We start from the raw sequence: 19886 nt of genomic DNA on the forward strand, positions 1-19886 counted from the left end.
GCGTGATCAAGCAGCCCGATACTGTTCAATACCGAGTCGCCGTCGTCGGCGGCGGCGAGAACTGCGAGCACGATGTATCCGTCGCCTCTGCCGCCGCCGTCGTCGCTGCGCTCGAGTCGTTCGGGCATCAGGCGGTCCCGTTCACCATCGATCCGCAAGGCCGCTGGCATGCGGGTCGACAACAGATCGAGTTCGGCGCAGCGGTCACCACGCTTCGTGACTGCGATGTCGTCTTTCCTGTTCTGCACGGGCCCCGAGGTGAGGACGGAACAGTTGCCGCCCTCTGTGAACTAGTCGGGGTCCCGTATGTGGGGAGCGGGGTGGGCGCTGGGGCGCTGGCCATGGACAAGTGGGCCACCAAACTCGTCGCGGGTGCGGTGGGCATCGCGACCGCACCGTCGACGCTGCTGACTGAGGGCACAGCGGCGTCCTACGATTTCTCGCACCCGGTGGTCGTCAAGCCGGTTTCGGCGGGCTCCAGCTTCGGAGTCAGCTTGGCGCGTACGCCCGTCCAACTGGCGACGGCGTTGACTCACGCGTTCGGGTTCGCCGATCGCGTGCTGGTCGAGGACGTCGTCGTCGGCCGGGAGATCGATGTCGCGGTCCTCGGCCGGCCCGACGGGTCCCGGTTCGTCGCGCCGGCACTGGAGATCATCGTCGAGGAACTATTCGGTCATGCGGAGAAGTACGGTGGGGCCGCAGGTTTCCGTGTCCCCGCAGATATCGCGGACGCCGATCATATTGCGCTCGCTGATGCGGCCATCACGATGTACGACGCACTCGGCTGCCGCGGTCTGGCCCGAATCGACTTCTTCCTCACCGAGGACGGCCCGGTTCTCAATGAGGCCAACACGATGCCCGGGTTCACCGAACAGTCGCAAGCGCCGAAAATGTTTGACGCGGCGGGAACTGGGTATCAAGAGCTGGTGAATATGCTGGTCAGTGACGCTATCGCCGGTGAGAAGTTGCGGTAACTAACCCGTCGTCTGCCTGCGTCCCACCCGAATTTGGTTGACGACGAGCGCGACGGAGACCACCGTCGCGGTCACCGCACCGACGCCGAGTGCGGTGGTGATGCCGTGTTCGCCGGGGCTCGCGGCGAGGATCGTGCCGACGATCGCGCTACCGACTGCGCCGCCGACGGTGCGTAGGACTTGGTTGAAGCTGACGGCGCTGCCCACTTCGGATACGGCGACGTTGCGGGCGATCAACGTCGGCATCGCCGCGTACGCCGAGCCCATGCCGAGGCCGAACAGGGTCATTCCGACGAGGATCTCCCACAGCTGATCGTTGGTCAGCCAGATCATCAGCGCGGACGCCGCCATCAACGATGATCCGGCGGGGAGCATGGTCGTCATCGATCCGGCGCCGAGGCATCGGACGAAGCGGTTCCCTGCGAGGCTGCCGATCGATAGCGGGAGCATCACGAATCCGGCCCAGAACAATGGCAGTTCGAGGCCGTAGCCGCTGGCCTTCGGGGCTTGCGCGATGATGCTGATGGTCGACAGACTCATGTACATCGCGACACCGAGGCCGATGGCGGTCAGGTTAGCCAGCAGAACGTCGGGCGACTTGACGACGTACAAGTTGATCAGCGGATCATGTGAACGCAGTTCGATGATCGCCCACGTGACGAGGCAGACCGCGCCGACGACGGCGACTACGATCGTCGGCGCCGACAGCCAGCCCCAATGGGATCCTTGGCTGACGGCGATGAGCAGCCCAGCCAGGCCGATGGACAAGAGGGTGGCGCCGGCGGTGTCGAATGGTCGGGACGTCCCGGCTTCGCCGTCGGCGGGGACCCATTTCCAGACGACGATGATCGCTGTCAGCACGAAGAGGGCCGCGAACCAGAAGGCGACGCGGTAGTCGAGGAGGCTTGCGAGAACACCGGTCAATGGATAGCCGAGGCCGAGTCCGGTCGCGACGGTGACCGACAGCGTCGAGATCGCCGGCTCGGCTCGACCGGCCCCGAGGTGGCGTCGGGCCAGCACGATGGTCACCGGCACGATTCCGTATGTCAGGCCCTGCAGCGCGCGACCGATGAGGAAGATTCCGAACGTCGGCGCTGCTCCGGCAATGACCGATCCGATGAGGATGACGGCGAGCGAGATCAGCAGCAGGCGTTTGGTGTTCAGGCCGTCGGACAGTCTGCCCATGATCGGGGTGGCGACAGCACCGACCAGAAGGTTCACCGTCAGCATCCATTGCGCGGAGCCCACCGACACACCGAGTTCGGATGCGATTGACGGCACCAGCAGCATTCCGAGCGAACTGACGATCGACGTCGTCAGCGCCGCGTAGATGAGGCTGGGAACTAGTGACCTGCTGGTGTTCATCGAGTCTCCGCCCCGAACTCGCAGGTGAACGGGGAGGGGGCGGGGGGTCACGCCTTCTGTTCTACTCGCGGCGTCCGCGGTTCTGTGAATCGAGCCGAGTTCACCGTTCAGAGCGGCCTGGCTGATCATGTAGCGCGGAGCGCGGCGTCGTTGATCATGTAGCGCGGAGCGCGGCGTCGTTGATCATGTAGCGCGGAGCGCGGCGTCGTTGATCTTCGTCAGCACCGCGTGCAGCTCTTCGAGGTCCTCGAGGTCGGCGCCGAGGGCGTCGACGACCTGGCCGGGGATGGCGAGTGCCTGCTCTCGCAGGTCGGTTCCCGCGTCGGTGAGGAGAATGTCGACGTTGCGCTCGTCGTCGACGTTGCGTCTGCGGGTGATGAGTCCGTTGGCCTCGAGGCGCTTGAGTAGCGGCGATAGGGTCGCCGAATCGAGTTGTAGGAGGCGGCCGATCTCCTTGACTGGTAGCGGCGACGTCTCCCACAGGGCGAGCATCACGAGATATTGCGGATGGGTCAGACCGAGCGGTTCGAGAACGCGTCGATAGATTTTGAGGATCGACCGATTGGCGACGGCGACGGCGAAGCACACCTGGCGGTGCAGGAGTAGTGGATTGTCGTCGATCTCGGTGCTCATGGGGACAGTGTAGACCGATCGTGTCGTGCGCTATTGAATCGCGCAGGCATGTTGTGCAATATTCAATAGTGCACAACTAAATCGACGTTAGGAAAGATGCCGTGAGTAGTCGCCCGAATCCGTTCCAGTGGATCGGCTACGTGTACGGGGCGAAGCTGCCCGCCTCGCAACGTGGCTGGGTCCGCAACGATCTGACCGGGCGGTTTGCGATGCCGCGGCATCTGGCTCGCGCGCAGGCCGCCTTCGTTCCGATCTACCTCGCCCTATACTTCGGCTTCCCTGGGGAGTGGTGGATCCGTGCGTTGATGGTGCTGCTCGGGGCGTTACTGGCGTTCATCTATTCGGTTGCGTACATGGACCAGAACCGGGTTAGGAGGCTCGTGAAGCACGGGCTCGGGCACTCTCCGCTGACTCAGCGTCAGCAGGCGGCGGCGGACCTGGCGAAGGTGAAGTACGAGGCTGTGTACGCCTCGCGTCGCACCTTGGTCTAGTCGGCGGCTCTGCCGATCGGACCGGCGTGCGTAGTGGTCGAACCTGTGTTCTATAGACGTGACGCGGTTGTGACCCTGCGGGCTTGGCACGGCACCGCTTTGTTCACTACTGTCACAGGAGTCCCACTAGTCACACGGGCCACGGAATTTGTGTGTGGTCCCGCCCAAAGGGGTTTTGTAGTGCCGAATGTCCGACCCAGCCGCGCCAAGAAGAGAAGTCTCACCTTTGCCGCTCTGGGGCTGGCCCCTGCGCTCGTCGTAGGCGGTCTGGTCATCGGTGGCACCGACATCCTCGACGGTGACGTCGGCCTCGCGGCCGATTCGCCGATCACCCTCACCGGGCACGGGCACGGTCACGGCCGCGGCCTCGGACAGTGGGGCGCGTACGGCTACGCCAAGAAGGGGTGGTCTGCGGATCAGATCCTGCGTCACTACTACGGCAACACCACCGCGGGGAAGGTGAGCAAACCCGACGTCACGGTCTCACTCAGTGAGAAGAAGTCGGTGAGTGTTCATGCGGCAGCGGGCATGCGCGTAGGTGGCCAGACGGTGGCTCCCGGACAGGCGGTCAATCTGTCCGGGGGCAACGCCGCCATCACTCAGGGATGCGGCGGAGCGGTCGTCAAGACGGTCAAGGCCACCCAGGTCGACCCGATCAACACAGCGCCCAATCGTCCCGCGAACGAACTCCTCACCTTCTGCTCGGGCGACGAGGCTTACCGCGGCTCCATCGGTCTGGACTCGTCCGGCGTCATCAACAAGTTGCACGTCGATGACTACGTCAAGGGCGTGATCCCCAAGGAGTCCATGCCATCGTGGGGCGACAGTGGCGGCTTCGAAGCGCTCAAGGCGCAGGCCGTCGCCGCTCGCTCGTACGTCCTCGCGGGTCTGGAACAGGGTCGCAAGATGGACAACACCCAGCAGTCGCAGATGTACCACGGGGCAGGCGGTGAGGATCCGCGCACGAGCCGTGCCGCCGACGCGACCGCAAGCCAAATTCGGCTACTCAACGGCAAGCTGGCGCTCACCGAGTTCTCGGCGTCCACCGGCGGGTACACGGCGGGCGGGCTCTTCCCGGCCGTCATCGACGCAGGCGACTCGATCTCACCGACCCACGACTGGAAGGCGACAGTCAGCGCCGCGAGTATCGCGTCGGCCTTCGGTGTCGGCGGCCTCAAGAGCTTCGAGGTCAGCGAGGCCAACGGTCTCGGCGACGGCAGCGGCCGCGTCGTGAAGGTCCGCGTCGTCGGAACCGATCGCACTGTGGAGGCGACCGGCGATCAGGCGCGCGTCAAACTGCAGCTCAAGTCCGACTGGTTCGCCGTCCAAGGCCAGAAGTCGATGCCGAAGATCGTTAAGCCGCAGGTCGGTCCGTCCTCGCCCGGTGGTGGACTCCTCGACCTCGGTCCACTCGGTGACGTCCTGAACAAGGTGGTTCCCGGACTGTCCGTGATGGGCATGCCCGATCTGGACGGTGTCACGAGCCAGGTCCAACCGTTGATCCAGAAACTCATCGAAGAGGGCACCAAGGCGCTCAACCAGAAGGCCGTGGCGCTCGACCGGCCGGTGAGCTGGGAGCGCAGCGACAACAGCCAAGGCTCCACCGGCGTCGTCAGCGCCCCCGAACTCCTCACCGACGGCCACGGCATGCAGGGACTCGTCCAAGTCTTGCAGAACGGCGTCCTCTACTTCAGCCCGCTGACGGGCGCGCACGCACTGTTCGGTGACGCTCTCACGGACTACCTGGCCAAGGGCGGCCTACAGACACTCGGGTTCCCGGCCGCCGACGGGCTGCGCTGATCCACTGTGATCTGCCGCCCGCCCGGCCGCGTGCTCGGTGAATACTCAGGTTCGGTCCGTTACCCTGACCTGTTGTGACGAACAACAGTGAATTCGATCTGATCGTCGTCGGCTCCGGGTTCTACGGCCTGACCGTGACAGAGCGCGCAGCGACCCAGCTCGGACAGCGGGTGCTCGTCCTGGACCGCCGCGACCACATCGGCGGAAACGCGTACTCCGAAGCCGAACCGGAGACGGGCATCGAGATCCACAAGTACGGCGCCCACCTCTTCCACACCTCCAACGAGCGAGTGTGGGAATACGTCAACCAGTTCACGGGCTTCACCGGATACCAGCACCGCGTCTTCGCGATGCACGACGGTCAGGCATACCAGTTCCCGATGGGGCTAGGCCTGGTCTCGCAGTTCTTCGGTCGGTACTTCTCGCCCGACGAGGCTCGCGCGTTGATCGCCGAGCAGGCGTCGGAGATCGAGTCGGCGGAGGCTGCGAACTTCGAGGAGAAGGCGATCAGCTTGATCGGCCGTCCGCTGTACGAGGCGTTCATCAAGCACTACACCGCTAAGCAGTGGGAGACGGACCCGAAGAACTTGCCCGCGGGCAACATCACCCGCCTGCCGGTCCGCTACACCTTCGACAACCGCTACTTCAACGACGCCCACGAGGGACTGCCCGTCGACGGCTACACCGCGTGGCTGGAGAACATGGCGGTCGACGAGAAGATCACCGTCCGCCTGTCCACCGACTGGTTCGACGTCCGCGACGACCTACGCGTCGCGAACCCGGAAGCGCCGATCGTCTACACGGGGCCGCTCGACCGCTACTTCGACTACTCGGCGGGACGGCTCGGCTGGCGGACCCTCGACTTCGAGACCGAAGTGCTGCCGACCGGTGACTACCAGGGCACGCCCGTCATGAACTACAACGACGCCGACGTCCCGTTCACGCGTATCCACGAGTTCCGCCACTTCCATCCGGAACGCAAGAACTACCCGGCCGACAAGACGGTCATCATGCGTGAGTTCGGCCGGTTCGCCAAGGACGACGACGAGCCGTACTACCCGATCAACACCCCGGACGACCGCGAGATGCTCGCCGCCTACCGCGAGCTCGCCAAAACCGAGACCACCGACAACAAGGTGCTGTTCGGCGGACGTCTGGGCACCTACCAGTATCTCGACATGCACATGGCGATCGCCAGTGCACTGACCATGTTCGACAACACGTTGGCACCGCACCTGCGCGACGGTGCGCCGCTGGCGTCGGGAGCGGAGTAGATGAGCAACTCGGAAACGGGAACGCAAAGCACAGCCGTCAGCCTCCTGCAGCGGGTCATCTTCCCGCGGCCGGGTGAACCGCTCGACGTGCGATCGCTGTACCTCGAGGAGGCGTCGACCAACAGCGGACGCGCCCACGCGCCGAACCGGACGAGTGTCACGCTCGGCGCCGACTCGGAGGCGAGTTTCGCCACCTACTTCAACGCGTTCCCCGCGTCGTACTGGCGGCGCTGGAGCGTTCTGACGTCGGTCGTGTTGCGAGTGGAGTTACGTGGCATCGCCGGGAGCGAATCAAGTGGGACCAAGCCTGTGCCTCCCGCCCGCGTCGACCTGTACCGGTCGAAGATCGACGGTTCGCGCATCGCCATCGGCGGCGACCTCGTCGAAGTCGGCGATGACGGGACCGGTGTCCTCGAACTCGAGACCGACCTCGGCCCGTTCGAGGACGGCGGCTGGATCTGGTTCGACGTCACCACCGACACGGACACCGAGATCCTGTCGGCCGGCTGGTACGCGACCGTCGAACCGTCGCCCGACCGCGGTTCGGCCAACGTGACGGTCGGCATCCCGACGTTCAATCGTCCGACCGATGCCGTCGCGGCCCTCGCCGCACTCACGTCCGACCCGCTGGTCGACGGCGTGATCGACGCCGTCCTCATGCCGGACCAGGGCACCCGCAAAGTGGTGGACGAGCCCGGCTACACCGAGGCTGCCGAAGCGCTCGGCGAGCGCCTGCACATCTTCGACCAGGGCAACCTCGGCGGCTCCGGCGGATACTCGCGGATCCTTTACGAGGCGCTCCGCCTGACCGACAGCCCGTACATCCTGTACATGGACGACGACATCATGATCGAGCCCGACTCGATCCTGCGCGCCCTCGCCATGTCGCGGTTCGCGAAGAGCCCGATGCTCGTCGGCGGCCAGATGCTCAACCTGCAAGAGCGCAGCCACCTGCACTGCATGGGCGAGGTCATCGACCGCAACAAGTTCATGTGGACGGCGGCGCCACACGTCGAGTACGACCACAATTTCGCCAAATACCCGCTCACTGACCGCGAGAACAGCCAGCACCTGCACCGCCGTATCGATGTCGAAGGCAACGGCTGGTGGATGTGCATGTATCCGCGCGAAGTCGCCGAGACCATCGGCCTGCCGCTCCCGCTTTTCATCAAGTGGGACGACTGGGAGTTCGCGCTCCGCGCGGCCCGCGCAGGCTATCCGACGGCGACCGTCCCGGGCATCGCGATCTGGCACATGGCGTGGAGCGATAAGGACGACGCCATCGACTGGCAGGCGTACTTCCATCTGCGCAACCGCCTCGTCGTCGCGTCGATGTACACCGAGGGCTCGATCGACGGCATTCTCAAGTCGATGGCCAAGGCGACCGCGAAACACCTGCTGTGCCTCGAGTACTCGACGGTCGCGATCCAGAACGAGGCGATCCGTGACTTCCTCGCCGGACCCGACCACATCCGGTCGATCTTGCCGACCGCGCTCGGAAAGGTCGCGGGCATCCGCAAGCAGTACCCGGACGCCGTCGTCCTACCGTCCGCGCAGGAGCTGCCACGCACGTCCGGCGAGGCAACCGGCTTCGGTGTAGCCACTCCCGAGGGGAAGATCGCCAAGGCTAAGACCCTGGTGAAGGCGCTCGCCAACAATGTTCGGCCCGCCGACCCGCGCCACCACGAGGTGCCGCAGGCCAACTATCCGCCGATCGAAGCCCGCTGGTTCTCTCTCGGGCGGGTCGACGGCGTCACCGTCACTACGGCGGACGGCCGCGGGGTCGTCTACCGTAAACGCGACCGCGACACGATGATCGCGCTCGGCCGCGAATCGGCTGAACTCGTCAAGGCGTTGCGTGACCGCTTCGACGACATGCGCGTCGAGTACCGGAACGCGCACGACGACCTGGTGAGCAAGGAGAGTTGGGCCCGTGTCTTCGGAATCGACTGAGATGAACCTAACTGGCAGCAACGAACCCGCTCGAGGCGAGGCCGCGTTGCTCGTCGCCGTCCAGTCGGCGATCGCCGACCGGTCCGGCGTCCTGCCGGGTGCGCGTGGACTCTCCCATGTCGGCGAGCACTCTCTCGGCTGGTTGGCGCTCGCGGGTGCCGGCGCGCTCGCCGCGCACCGTAGGGGCGATGTCGTCGCGCGCCGCCGCTATGTCGAGGCAGGCGCGGGTGCGTTCACCGCGCACGCTGCGTCCGTCGTCATCAAGCGAATCGTCCGACGGCGCCGTCCGAACCATCCCGCTATCCGCGTCGGGGTAGGCACGCCGAGCAAGCTGAGCTTCCCGTCGAGCCACGCCACGTCGACGACGGCCGCTGCGATCCTGCTGGGCCGAGCCGCCGGTCTGCCCGCAGCCGCGCTGCCCGCCGTACTGGTGCCGCCTATGCTCGTTTCACGTTTGGTGCTAGGTGTCCATTACCCTTCCGATGTGGCTGCGGGTGCGATCGTCGGGGCGCTCACGGCCGGAGCGGTCATCGCCGCCGATGCGAGATATGAGGAGCAGTAGATGAGCGAGGAGCCGAACGACACCGGCGTCATCGGTCCGCCGAAGAGTCTTCCGGCGGGACTGATCAAGGCGCTGCGTCCCCGGCAGTGGGTCAAGAACGTCCTGGTCTTGGCCGCCCCGATGGCCGCGGGCAGCGACACGCTGACCGACGGCGCCGCCATGGGGCGCGTCGGGATCGCCTTCGTCGCCTTCTGTCTCGTCGCGTCGTCGATCTATCTGATCAATGACGCGCTCGACGTCGAAGCCGACCGCGCGCACCCGACCAAGCGGTTCCGGCCGATCGCGGCGGGCGTGGTGCCCCGCAATCTCGCATTCGTCCTGGCAACTGTCCTCGCCGTCGCCGCCGTCGGCATCGCCTTCATCGCCAACTGGCAGACGGCGGTAACGATCGCCGTCTATCTGCTGATCCAGCTTGGCTACTGCTTCGGGCTGAAGCATCAGGCCGTCGTCGACGTCTGCATCGTCTCGTCCGGCTTCCTGCTTCGTGCGATCGCAGGCGGCGTGGCCGCGGAACTGCCGGACGGTCTCTCTCAGTGGTTCCTGCTCGTGATGGCGTTCGGTTCGCTGTTCATGGCGGCAGGCAAGCGCTACGCCGAACTGCAGCTCGCGGAACGCACCGGCGCGAAGATCCGCAAGTCGCTGCAGTACTACACGACTACCTACCTGCGTTTCGTCTGGACGCTGTCGGCGACCGCCGTCGTCCTCTGTTACGGGTTGTGGGCGTTCGACGCCAGCCATGAGGAGAACGTCTTCTACGCGATCTCGATGGTGCCGTTCACCATCGCGATCCTGCGTTACGCGGTCGACGTCGACGGCGGCCAGGCCGGCGAGCCCGAAGAGGTCGCGCTCGGCGACCGGGTGCTGCAGGCGCTCGCCGTGGCGTGGGTGGTTCTCGTGGCTGTGGCCGTCTATGTCCCGGTCTGAGACAGAGCGTTCCTCGCTTCGTGACCGCCTGATCGGCAGCCGCCTGATCGCCCCGGTTACGAGCTTCTCGATCGGTGCGATCGCGGTGACCGTGCTGTTCGCGATCGGTGCCTGGCAGCGCCGGTGGATCGCCGACGACGGGCTGATCGTGCTGCGCACGGTCCGTAACCTGCTCGCCGGGAACGGTCCCGTATTCAACGCGGGCGAGCGGGTCGAAGTGAATACGTCCACGGCGTGGACTTACATCCTGTGGTTCTTCTCGTGGATCACCGGGGCCGAACACACCGAGTACGTCGCGCTCTGGGTGGCGCTGATCCTGTCGGTGTCCGCGATCCCCCTCGCCATGTACGGCACGGCGCGCCTTTACGGCGCGCGAGTCACATCTACGGGTTTCGGTCTGCTGCTGCCACTCGGCGCGATCGTCTACATCGCGATCCCGCCCGCCCGCGACTTCGCGACCTCCGGGCTGGAGAACGGCCTGACGATCTTCTGGGTCGCAGGGCTCTGGTGCCAGCTGATCGCGTGGGCGCACCGCCGCGGCAGTGAACCGACCCGGTGGTCGCGGACCGCGTTCCTACTCCTTTCCTTTACCGCCGGCCTCGCGCCGCTGATCCGCCCCGAGGGCGCCGTCATCGGCGTCCTCGTCCTTCTGCTCCTGTTCTGCTCGCAGATCGGCTGGAAGATGCGAGTCGCGATGGTCGTCGTCGCGGGCGCGCTGCCGGTCGGCTACCAGATATTCCGCATGGGCTATTACGCGGTGCTCGTCCCCAACCCGGCGATCGCCAAGGACGCCAGCGGATCCAAGTGGTCGCAGGGACTGCAGTACCTCGGCAACTTGTTCGGCCCGTACACCCTTCTTCTGCCGGTGATCATCGCGGCGGTCGTCGGTGCGCTCCTGGTCGCGGGGTCTCTGCTGAACCAGTCCTCGTCCGACGACGAGGCCGATGACGTCTCCGACGACGAGGTCGAGGACCGTCCGGTCGTCGAGCGGGACGACGATCTTCCCGATGTCCTCGACGATCATGCGGCGCCGCCGTCTCGTGACCGGTTCTTCCAGCGTGTCTCCGCACTTTCTACCGGCCTGCAGAGTCCCCGAGCGGTTGTCGCGACGATGTTCGTCGCCGGACTGATCCTGTCGGTCTACTGGGTGCGTCAGGGCGGCGACTTCATGCACGGTCGCGTCCTGCTCACTCCGTTGTTCATTCTGCTGCTGCCGGTGATGGTGGTCCCCGTCGTGGTTCCGGCCACCGTGCGGACCCGCGGCGGGCGGCTACAGCTCGCGGCGGCGGTCGCCGTGCTCGCAGGTGTGGGAGCCACCGTCTGGTGGGGTGTCGCCGTCCATGCGAACAGCCTGCCCAATGCGGGAACCACGATCGGGCGCAACGGGATCGTCGACGAGCGGACCTTCTACGTCACGAACATGGCGAACGAGAACCCGGTGACGGCGGAGGACTACCTCGAATACCCGCGCATGCGTGCGATGGTCGAGACGATCCACGATGTGCACAAGACGGGCGGCATCATCCTGCCGTCGCAGAACTTCGACGAGTGGTATGTCGCGGCGCTGCCGGACAAGATGCCGCCGGGCGTCCCGCGGCAGACCACCGTCTACTTCCTCAACCTCGGGATGACGAGCATGAACGCGCCGTTGGATGTCCGGGTCGTCGACCAGATGGGGTTGGCGTATCCGCTCGCCGCGCACACGGCGCGACTGGAGGACGGCCGCATCGGGCACGACAAGGATTTGTCGAGCGCGTGGGTCGTCGCGGAGTCGGGTGGGGTGACCACTCGGCCGGGGCTGCCCGCGTATATGTCGAAGGATCAGGTGAAGTTGGCGCAGGTCGCGTTGACGTGTCCGGACACGCAAGAGCGGTTCGCGTCGTACCAGGGCACGTGGACGTTCGCGCGGTTCAAGGCGAATTTGACCGACTCCCTGCATTTCAACGGGTATCGGATCGCACGGCAGCCTGAGTACGAGATTCTTCGGTGCGGTCTGCAGGAGCCCGCGAATCTCAGTGAGAAGTAACGAAGCGGAGCCTGTGATCTATATGAGTGAGAGATGTGACATGCACTTGCTGTCGATGATCTCGAAACGGTAACGTCCTTTCCTGATCGATCGATACAAGTGTGACAAGGTTCGACCCCCTCGGGTCGAGCTCGAATCGGATGGCTGCACCAGTACCGACACGCGTGATTTGAATCACAGCGTTTGGGTTGGGGTGCTGCTCCCGATAAGCTTCGTCCATCCGATGCGGGTGTGGCGCGAGTGAATCGTGAGAGGCACCGGCCGACAGACGGTCCGAGGGTGGAAGTCCGCCTCCGGGTCGGAACAACGTTAGGGAGATTTCAGTCAATGCGTGAAGCGAAGAGCACGCGGCGCCTCGGGCGCAAGGTGACGGCGGTCGTTCTCGCGGTCGTTACCGCGCTGGGAATGATGGGTACGTCCATCGGTTCGGGTAAAGCCGATGCCGCCCCGGGGTTCCAGGAGTTCTGGATCGACGCCTGCGGCATGCCGACTAACGGTGCGTTCGGCAACAAGTCGATGGCTCCGGGCAAGGTCAAGGTCCGCGCCTGGAAGAAGGCGGGAAACCAGCGCACCGCGATTCTGCTGGACGGCATGCGCGCTCAGTACGACCGCAGCGGCTGGGAGATCAACAGCAACGTCCAGAATCTGGTGAATCACGGCGTCAACGTCGTTGAGCCGATCGGTGGCCCGAACAGCTTCTACACGAACTGGGATGCGCCCTCGAACTTCAACGGTCAGAAGAAGCGCTACATGTGGAACTGTGTCATCGACAATCGTCTGGTGCCAGCACTCCGTCATCGCGGCTTCAAGGGCAAGAACAACAAGTACGCGATCATGGGCCTGTCGATGGGCGGTAGCGCCGCGCTGGTGCACGCCGCCAAGCGCAAGGATCTCTATTACGCCGCCGGTTCGCTGTCGGGATACAACTTCCTGACCGCTCCGGGTATGCGCACCATGCTGCGCGTCGCGATGCTCGACGTCGCGCCGGCTCCGTGGAACATCGATTCGATGTGGGGCCCGCCGTGGAGCCCGCGCTGGGCCGCCAATGACCCGGCACGCATCATCAACCAGTTGCACGGGTTGAAGCTGTACATCGGTGCGGGCAACGGTCTGTTCGGCCGCTACAACTACCCGCAGAACGTGATCGACGACTTCTTCAAGGGCACCCCGCTGGAACTCCTGGCCTTCGTGCAGACCAAGGCGTTCGAGGTCAGTGCGACAGTTCAGGGACTGCGTCCGATGACTTATTACGCCAACGGCACCCACGCGTGGGGCTACTGGCAGGACATGGTGTGGAACGCACTGAACCGCGGATTCTTCCGCTGATCCGAGTTTGACTCGCTTCACGACGAGGCGCCTCCCGTACGGGAGGCGCCTCGTTTTTTTGTGGCTGGACAGTCCGCGGATCCGTCGGTGGATACGCACGACTGGTGGCGCGGTCCTCAGTAAAACCCCAGGTCGTCATGAACCGTATGAAACATTAGTCACACAATTCACACGAGTAACAGCGTGGCGCGCACAAAACCCTCTACCTTCAGTGTAGAAAAACCTCAGACACGCGTGCGCGAACTGCGCGCGGAGACGAACCCGGGGCACCTCGAGGAGTACGAAGTGAAGATCTGGAAGACGGCGGCCATGCCGCGCAAGGTCGTGGCGGCCGTGGCGGTGGCCGTGAGCGTGACGCTCGTGGTCGGCGGGGCGCCGGTCGCGCACGCCGACCCCAACCCGGCGCCGACCACACAGGTCGCGCCGAAGCCCTCGAAGAAGACACCGGAGAAGAAGACACCGGAGAAGAAAACGCCGGACAACAAGAACGACCGGTCCAAGAAGCGTGCGGACAACGCGCCGGCACCCAAGCCGACGGTGCCCGCGACAGTCACCAAGGTCAACTGGTATTCGGCGCACCGCGTCGCCCTGTGGGTCCATTCGCCGTCGATGAACACCGACATCCAGGTGCAGCTGCTGCTGGCCCGCGACTGGTTCGCCAAGCCGACGGCGAAGTTCCCGCAGCTGACCATGCTCGACGGCCTGCGTGCGCAGGACGACCAGAGCGGTTGGATCATCAACACCAATGTCGAGCAGTTCTATGCCGACAAAAACGTAAACGTGGTCCTCCCGGTCGGCGGCGAGTCGAGCTTCTACACGGACTGGAAGGATCCGGACCGCGGCAAGAACTACAAATGGGAGACGTTCCTGACCAAGGAACTGCCGCCGATCCTCGAGAACGATTGGCGGTCGACCGACGTCCGCGGCGTGGAAGGCCTCTCGATGGGCGGCAGTGCGGCGATGATGCTCGCCGCGAGGAACCCCGGCTTCTACAAGTTCGCCGGCTCGTTCTCCGGCATCCTGCAGTTGACGTCGTACGGCATGCCGCAGGCGATCCAGTTCGCGGTCCGAGACGGCGGCGGATACGACTCGGCGAAGATGTTCGGCCCGCCGAGTGATCCCGCGTGGAAGGAACACGACCCGTACCTGCTCGCCGACAAGCTGAAGGGCACCAGCCTGTACATCTCGTCCGGCAACGGTGTCGTCGGCCCGCACGACAAGCCGTCCGATATTCCGCTGCTCGCGACCAACTACTCGGGCGTCGGCCTGGAAGTCCTCTCGCGTGTCACCAGCCAGCAGTTCGCGTCCAAGTTGAGCCGCCTGGGGATCCACGGGCAGGCCGTCTACCGTCCGTCCGGCACGCACACGTGGCCGTACTGGCAGTTCGAGATGGTTCAGGCGTGGCCGCAGGTTGCCGGGGCACTCGGACTGTCCGGCGACAAGGTCGCGTGCACCGTGGGCGACGCTTTCAAGAAGGCTCCGCAGATCCGCGGACTCGGCGGCTGCCTCACTCCTGAGTACGCGGTGCCCGGTGGGCGGGCGCAGGACTTCCGCAACGGTCGCATCTTCACCGGGCCGAAGGGGCCCAAGGTCGTCGGCGGAGCGATCGGCGGCGTCTACGTGCCGACCATGGAGCGGCTCGGCCTCCCGACGTCCGACGAAAAGACGGGGCGTGACGGGGCCAAGTACAACACCTTCGAACGCGGCAAGATCGTGTGGACGCCTCAGACCGGCGCACGGGTCGAGTGACCTGGCGCACCGCGTGTCTGAACACTCCCTGAGGATTGCCCGTGCCTTCGGCGTGGGGTCCAGTTCGGGCCCGATTTCGACTGTCGATGCAGGTAAGGTCGCAACCATGAGTGTGAAGTTCTTCCGCGTCGCGGCGATCACGGGTCTTGCAGTGATCGCCGTGGGTGCGTTGGCGGCGTGCAACGACTCGACGACGACAAGCGCCCCGATCGGCACCGATGCTGTCACGACCACATCGGTGGACGCGTCCGATTCGTCGCTCGCGTCGAAGTCGTCCGCTGATGAGGAAGCCTCCAAGGAGGCCGAGGACGGCGCCTCGCGTGCCAGTTCGTCAGCACCGGACACCAAGCCCAACACGTCCACCAAGGTGCCGAAGAACTTTCCCGGCGTCACCACTCCGAGCGGCGTCAAGCTGACCGGCGCGGAGAAGGAGTATCTGGCGGAGCTCAAACGTCAGAACGTCGAGTTCATGGGCGACACCGACAACAACGTCGCACTGACCATGGGGCAGTATGTATGCGCTCAGCGCGCACAGAAGACTGATTCGACGATGATCAAGGCGTTCGTCACTGCCGCGATCGGCCCGATGACCGATGGCGAGGCGCAGGCGAAGGGGCAGGCAGCCAAGGTGATCAGCGCCGCCGACCGTAAGCTCTGCTGACCAGGTGAGTAAGCGAAAAGGATCCGCCTTCCGCAGTCTCGGCAAGGTCGCGCTGATCGTGGCGCTCCTCGGGCTCGTCGCTGTCGTTCTGGTGGCTGTCTTGCTGTTCGTGCTCCTGAAGCCGCCACCGCCCGAGCCGGGCGGTAAGACGCCTCCGCCGAGTTCGAGTGCGCCGGAACGGCCGAACACCCAGCCGGCCGACTGCTCCGAGGTGCTCGCCCTCGTCGTGCCCGGTACGTGGGAGTCGAAGGCGAACGACAATCCGCACGACCCGACAGCCAACAAGCGCTCGCTGATGTTGAAGGTCAGTTCGCAACTGCAGGAAAGGTTCCCGGAGAGCACCGCGGACGTCTACACCGTCCCGTACATGGCGAAATTCCGGAACCCGGCCAACCTCGGCGACCGTCAGGCCACTTACAACACCTCGCGTGCGCAGGGTCGCAAGCGTGCCGAGGCGAAGATCGCCGAGACCTCAGAGCACTGCCCGCTCACCAAGTACATCCTGATGGGGTTCTCCCAGGGCGCCGTCATCGTCGGTGACATCGCCTCCGACATCGGTAACGGTCGCGGGCCGTTGCCGGCACAGGATCAGGATCTCGTCCTCGGCGTCGGGCTGATCGCCGACGGCCGACGCCAGTCCGGCGAGCAGCACGACGTCGGGCCCAGCCCGGACGGCGTCGGCGCCGAGGTGTCGCTCGGCGGATTCGGTTCGCTCGTGCCCGGCACCACGATGAGCGGCGCGCGGTCGGGCGGATTCGGGACACTGGCCGACCGTACGTACTCGATTTGCGCCAAAGGCGATCTGATCTGTGAAGCGCCGACGGTCACCGCACCGCTCAAGGCCATCGGACAGTTCGCGAACGCTGCGAACAACCCTGTTCACGCCATGTATGCGACCACCCGGTACTGGGAAGTCGACGGTGGTCCGGCGACGGAGTGGATGGTTGATTGGGCCTCTAGTCTGATCAAGGGACAGAACTGACGAGTAACCCCGCGTCTGGGTCCCGTGCCCGTTCACGCTGCGTGGTTGGGAAGACGCGGTGTACCTGCGGTAATCTGCTCGGGTTGAGGGCCCGGCCGTCCGGTCGGGCACACCTGAGACGAGGAGACGCTTCGTGAGTACTTCGGACTCGGCGACGCATAACGCCGACGGGTTGCGCAAGTTCCGTTTCGGTGCGGGAGGCGAAGGGAACAAGGACGAGGGCGGCGCTCGCAGGTTCGTCAAACTCGCCCAGACCGCCGAAGAATACGGGTACGACACGTTCGCGATCCCGGACCACCTCGGCAACCAGGTCGGCCCGCTCGCAGCTCTCGGGGCGCTGTCCCAGGCGACCAGCACGATTCGGCTCGCCACCTCTGTGCTCGCCAACGGTTTCCGTCATCCGGCCCTTCTCGCGAAGGAGGCGACGACCATCGACGTCCTGTCGAAGGGACGTTTGGAACTCGGCATCGGCTCCGGCTGGATGAAAGAAGAGTTCGACAAGGCGGGCATCGAGTTCGGTACGCCGGGCGAACGCATCCGACGGCTCGATGAGTCGCTCACCATCCTGGACGCCCTGATGCGCGGTGAGACGGTCGATTTCGACGGCGAGTTCTATCAGATCAACGGTCTGGAAGGCACGCCTCGCCCGCGGCAGGGGCCACGACCGCCGATCGCCGTCGGCGGCGGCGGCCCGAAGATGCTGGCGTTGGCGGCCAAACACGCCGACATCATCTCCGTTGCGACCGGCACCACCAAAGACGGCCTGCTCCGCCTGTCGGACATGACGATCGACAAGACGATCGAACGCGTCGACCGGATCCGGGAAGCGGCAGGAGACCGATTCGACGAGATCGAACTCAACTGGACGATCGCCACGATCGTCGTCACCGACGATCGAGTCGCGACCGCCGAGATGGCGCTCAAGGCACTCGAACAGGGCTATCCGCCGAATATCGCGCGCGACGTCGAGCTCGGCGTCGACGACATCCTGTCGTCGCCATATCTGGCGTTCGGCACATTCGACGAGATCGCCGAGCAGATCCGCGAGGTCCGTCGCCGGACCACGATGAGCTATGTAGGAATCTTCCCGACCCAGATGGATGCCTTCGCACCCGTCATCCCGCTTCTGCGGGGAGAGTAGAGTCAACGAAGTTTCGCGTGTGAACGGGGGGCCGGCGCGGGTCGAACTGCGCCGTCGAGCACGTGAGAACACACCGAACACCGCGGCAGTGAACCGCGGATACAGGAGTAATGGATGCTGAACAACGAGCTCGAGGAGTTCCTCGACGAGACCGGCAATCTTCGTTTCGAGGACGACGCGACCCTCGTCGACTACGTCGAGCGCAACGTCCGGGAGAACGGCGACACCCTCGCCTACCGGTACCTGGACTTCAGTCGCGAACGCGACGGCGAAGCGATCGACCTCACCTGGGCGCAGTTCGGAAAGCGACTGCGCGCCGTCGCTGCTCGTCTGCAGCAGGTCACGAAGCCGGGTGACCGAGTCGCGATCCTCGCGCCCCAGTCGCTGGAGTACGTGATCGGTTTCTTCGCATCGTTGTATGCGAGTACCGTCGCCGTCCCGCTGTTCAGCCCGGACGAGCCCGGCCACACCGACCGTCTCGTCGGCGTGCTCGCCGACTGCGAGCCGTCGGCCATCCTCACCTCGACGAAGTCGGCCGAAGCGGTCCGTGACTTCTTCGCTGATCGGCCAGCCAAGGATCGTCCGCGCGTCATCGCCGTCGACGCCGTGCCCGACTCGGTCGGTTCGGCCTGGACCCCGCCGGAGGCCAGCCGAAACAACTTGGAATCCGTCGCCTACCTGCAGTACACGTCGGGTTCCACGCGGGTGCCCGCCGGTGTCGAGATCACTTATCAGGCGGTCGCGGCGAACGTCTTGCAGATCTACGATTGCATTGAGATCGACCGCAACGCACGCGGTGTCACCTGGCTCCCGATGTTCCACGACATGGGCCTGCTCACGGTGATCTTGCCCGCGCTCGGCGGGCGGTACATCACGATCATGAGCCCGATGGCCTTCGTCCGTCGTCCCGGACGCTGGATCAAGGAGTTGGCGGCCGACGCCGACAACTCGCCGACGTTCGCCGCGGCGCCAAACTTCGCGTACGAGCACGCCGCCGCACGCGGGCTGCCTAAGGACGGCGAAGAACTCGACCTGTCGAACGTCATCGGCTTGATCAACGGCTCCGAGCCGGTCACGGTCAGCTCGATGCGCAAGTTCAACGACGCGTTCGCGCCGTATGGGTTGTCCGAGAAGGCGATCAAGCCGTGCTATGGCATGGCCGAGGCCACCCTGTTCGTGTCGGCGACGCAGCGCGACAACAAGGCGAAGGTCAGCTACGTCGACCGAGACAAGCTGAACGCGGGCGAGTTCGTCGAGGTCGCCGAGGGCGCCGACAACGCGGTCGCGCAGGTTTCCTGCGGACAAGTCGCGCTCAGTGAGTGGGCCGTGATCGTCGACCACGAGTCGGCGACCGAACTCCCCGACGGCCATGTCGGCGAGATCTGGCTGCACGGAATCAATATGGGCGTCGGCTACTGGAACAAGGACGGGGAGACTCGCGAAACGTTCCACAACGTGCTGACTAATCCGTTGCCGGCGGGCAGCCACGCCGAGGGCACCCCGGCCGACGGTACGTGGACGCGCACCGGCGACTACGGCGTGTACTACGGCGGCGAACTCTACATCACCGGTCGCGTGAAGGACCTGGTGATCGTCGACGGGCGCAACCACTACCCGCAGGATCTCGAGAGCAGTGCCCAGGAGGCCAGCGTCGCGATCCGTCCGGGCTTCGTCGCCGCATTCGCCGTCCCGGCCAACCAGCTTCCCGACGAGGTCTTCGAAGGAGACTTCAGCGGTCTGGCGCGCGACGTGGACGACGCGTCCGAACAATTGGTCGTCGTCGCCGAACGTCCGGGGCGCAAGGCGGATCCGCGCGAAGTCGCCGATGCGGTCCGCGCGACGATCGCCGGCCGCCACGGTGTGATGGCGCGCGATGTCCTGTTGGTCCCCAACGGTTCCATTCCGCGTACGTCCAGCGGGAAGATCGCACGGCGCGCCACCAAGACCGCCTACATCGACGGGACGTTGCGCGGCGGCTACCAGCAGACCGCGTTCCCAGACGCGGGCGAGTAGAGGCACTCGACC

16 protein-coding genes are annotated in these 19886 nt (G+C 65.2%); 14 read left to right on the forward strand and 2 right to left on the reverse strand.

The window, feature by feature from the left end:
• The first annotated feature begins 2 nt into the window (after positions 1-2).
• Positions 3-974, forward strand: a complete 972-nt coding sequence (locus MP11Mi_RS07150) for a D-alanine--D-alanine ligase family protein (protein WP_420041598.1) — start codon at positions 3-5, stop codon at positions 972-974.
• Here MP11Mi_RS07150 and MP11Mi_RS07155 read toward each other — a convergent pair whose 3' ends face one another.
• Both MP11Mi_RS07155 and MP11Mi_RS07160 read right to left on the reverse strand, forming a co-directional pair.
• Positions 975-2339 (reverse strand): MFS transporter, encoded by a 1365-nt coding sequence (locus MP11Mi_RS07155; protein WP_420041599.1) that lies wholly within the window; start codon positions 2337-2339, stop codon positions 975-977. It lies immediately after the preceding gene.
• Positions 2340-2522: 183 nt separating this feature from the next.
• Positions 2523-2972, reverse strand: a complete 450-nt coding sequence (locus MP11Mi_RS07160; RefSeq protein ID WP_420041600.1) for a MarR family winged helix-turn-helix transcriptional regulator — start codon at positions 2970-2972, stop codon at positions 2523-2525.
• A 101-nt stretch (positions 2973-3073) separates the two neighbouring features.
• On the opposite strand from MP11Mi_RS07160, the gene MP11Mi_RS07165 reads away from it, so the two are divergent.
• From MP11Mi_RS07165 to fadD32, 13 genes are all read left to right on the forward strand, one after another.
• Positions 3074-3463: a DUF5313 family protein gene (locus MP11Mi_RS07165; protein WP_420041601.1), complete on the forward strand. Its 390-nt coding sequence runs from the start codon at positions 3074-3076 to the stop codon at positions 3461-3463.
• A gap of 180 nt (positions 3464-3643) precedes the next feature.
• Positions 3644-5263 carry a SpoIID/LytB domain-containing protein gene (locus tag MP11Mi_RS07170; protein ID WP_420041602.1) on the forward strand — a complete coding sequence of 540 codons (1620 nt, stop codon included), beginning with the start codon at positions 3644-3646 and terminating at the stop codon, positions 5261-5263.
• A gap of 74 nt (positions 5264-5337) precedes the next feature.
• On the forward strand, positions 5338-6537 hold the full coding sequence (gene glf, locus MP11Mi_RS07175; protein WP_420041603.1) for a UDP-galactopyranose mutase: 1200 nt from the start codon (positions 5338-5340) through the stop codon (positions 6535-6537).
• Positions 6538-8490: a glycosyltransferase gene (locus tag MP11Mi_RS07180; RefSeq protein WP_420041604.1), complete on the forward strand. Its 1953-nt coding sequence runs from the start codon at positions 6538-6540 to the stop codon at positions 8488-8490. It abuts the gene before it with no gap.
• Positions 8471-9052 carry a phosphatase PAP2 family protein gene (locus MP11Mi_RS07185; protein ID WP_420041605.1) on the forward strand — a complete coding sequence of 194 codons (582 nt, stop codon included), beginning with the start codon at positions 8471-8473 and terminating at the stop codon, positions 9050-9052. The genes MP11Mi_RS07180 and MP11Mi_RS07185 overlap by 20 nt, the downstream gene beginning before the upstream one ends.
• Complete coding sequence (locus MP11Mi_RS07190) at positions 9053-9976, forward strand: decaprenyl-phosphate phosphoribosyltransferase (RefSeq protein ID WP_420041606.1); 924 nt, start codon at positions 9053-9055, stop codon at positions 9974-9976.
• Positions 9963-12002, forward strand: coding sequence for a hypothetical protein (locus tag MP11Mi_RS07195; protein WP_420041607.1), 2040 nt, complete (start codon positions 9963-9965; stop codon positions 12000-12002). Before MP11Mi_RS07190 ends, MP11Mi_RS07195 begins: the two co-directional genes overlap by 14 nt.
• 327 nt (positions 12003-12329) lie before the next feature.
• The gene (locus tag MP11Mi_RS07200) at positions 12330-13328 is read left to right on the forward strand and encodes an alpha/beta hydrolase (RefSeq protein WP_420041608.1); all 999 of its coding nucleotides are present in this window, start codon (positions 12330-12332) and stop codon (positions 13326-13328) included.
• 285 nt (positions 13329-13613) lie between these two features.
• Positions 13614-15077, forward strand: coding sequence for an alpha/beta hydrolase-fold protein (locus tag MP11Mi_RS07205; protein ID WP_420712849.1), 1464 nt, complete (start codon positions 13614-13616; stop codon positions 15075-15077).
• A 106-nt stretch (positions 15078-15183) separates the two neighbouring features.
• Positions 15184-15738, forward strand: coding sequence for a DUF732 domain-containing protein (locus MP11Mi_RS07210; protein WP_420041609.1), 555 nt, complete (start codon positions 15184-15186; stop codon positions 15736-15738).
• A gap of 4 nt (positions 15739-15742) precedes the next feature.
• Complete coding sequence (locus MP11Mi_RS07215; protein WP_420041610.1) at positions 15743-16720, forward strand: cutinase family protein; 978 nt, start codon at positions 15743-15745, stop codon at positions 16718-16720.
• 133 nt (positions 16721-16853) lie between these two features.
• A complete protein-coding gene (locus MP11Mi_RS07220) occupies positions 16854-17861 on the forward strand; it encodes an LLM class F420-dependent oxidoreductase (protein WP_420041611.1) in 1008 nt (335 codons plus the stop codon).
• Between the two features lie 114 nt (positions 17862-17975).
• A complete protein-coding gene (fadD32, locus tag MP11Mi_RS07225; protein WP_420041612.1) occupies positions 17976-19874 on the forward strand; it encodes a long-chain-fatty-acid--AMP ligase FadD32 in 1899 nt (632 codons plus the stop codon).
• The last annotated feature ends 12 nt before the right edge of the window (positions 19875-19886 follow it).

Source organism: Gordonia abscondita, from assembly GCF_032711245.1.
Taxonomy (GTDB): Bacteria; Actinomycetota; Actinomycetes; order Mycobacteriales; family Mycobacteriaceae; genus Gordonia.

What these genes read in the sequence shown, in the direction of transcription:
- MP11Mi_RS07180 (WP_420041604.1), top strand. Translation starts at nt 6,538, where the DNA reads ATGAGCAACTCGGAAACGGGAACGCAAAGCACAGCCGTCAGCCTCCTG.
- MP11Mi_RS07160 (WP_420041600.1), bottom strand. Translation starts at nt 2,972, where the DNA reads ATGAGCACCGAGATCGACGACAATCCACTACTCCTGCACCGCCAGGTG.
- fadD32 (WP_420041612.1), top strand. Translation starts at nt 17,976, where the DNA reads ATGCTGAACAACGAGCTCGAGGAGTTCCTCGACGAGACCGGCAATCTT.
- MP11Mi_RS07155 (WP_420041599.1), bottom strand. Translation starts at nt 2,339, where the DNA reads ATGAACACCAGCAGGTCACTAGTTCCCAGCCTCATCTACGCGGCGCTG.
- MP11Mi_RS07210 (WP_420041609.1), top strand. Translation starts at nt 15,184, where the DNA reads ATGAGTGTGAAGTTCTTCCGCGTCGCGGCGATCACGGGTCTTGCAGTG.
- MP11Mi_RS07190 (WP_420041606.1), top strand. Translation starts at nt 9,053, where the DNA reads ATGAGCGAGGAGCCGAACGACACCGGCGTCATCGGTCCGCCGAAGAGT.
- MP11Mi_RS07200 (WP_420041608.1), top strand. Translation starts at nt 12,330, where the DNA reads ATGCGTGAAGCGAAGAGCACGCGGCGCCTCGGGCGCAAGGTGACGGCG.
- MP11Mi_RS07195 (WP_420041607.1), top strand. Translation starts at nt 9,963, where the DNA reads ATGTCCCGGTCTGAGACAGAGCGTTCCTCGCTTCGTGACCGCCTGATC.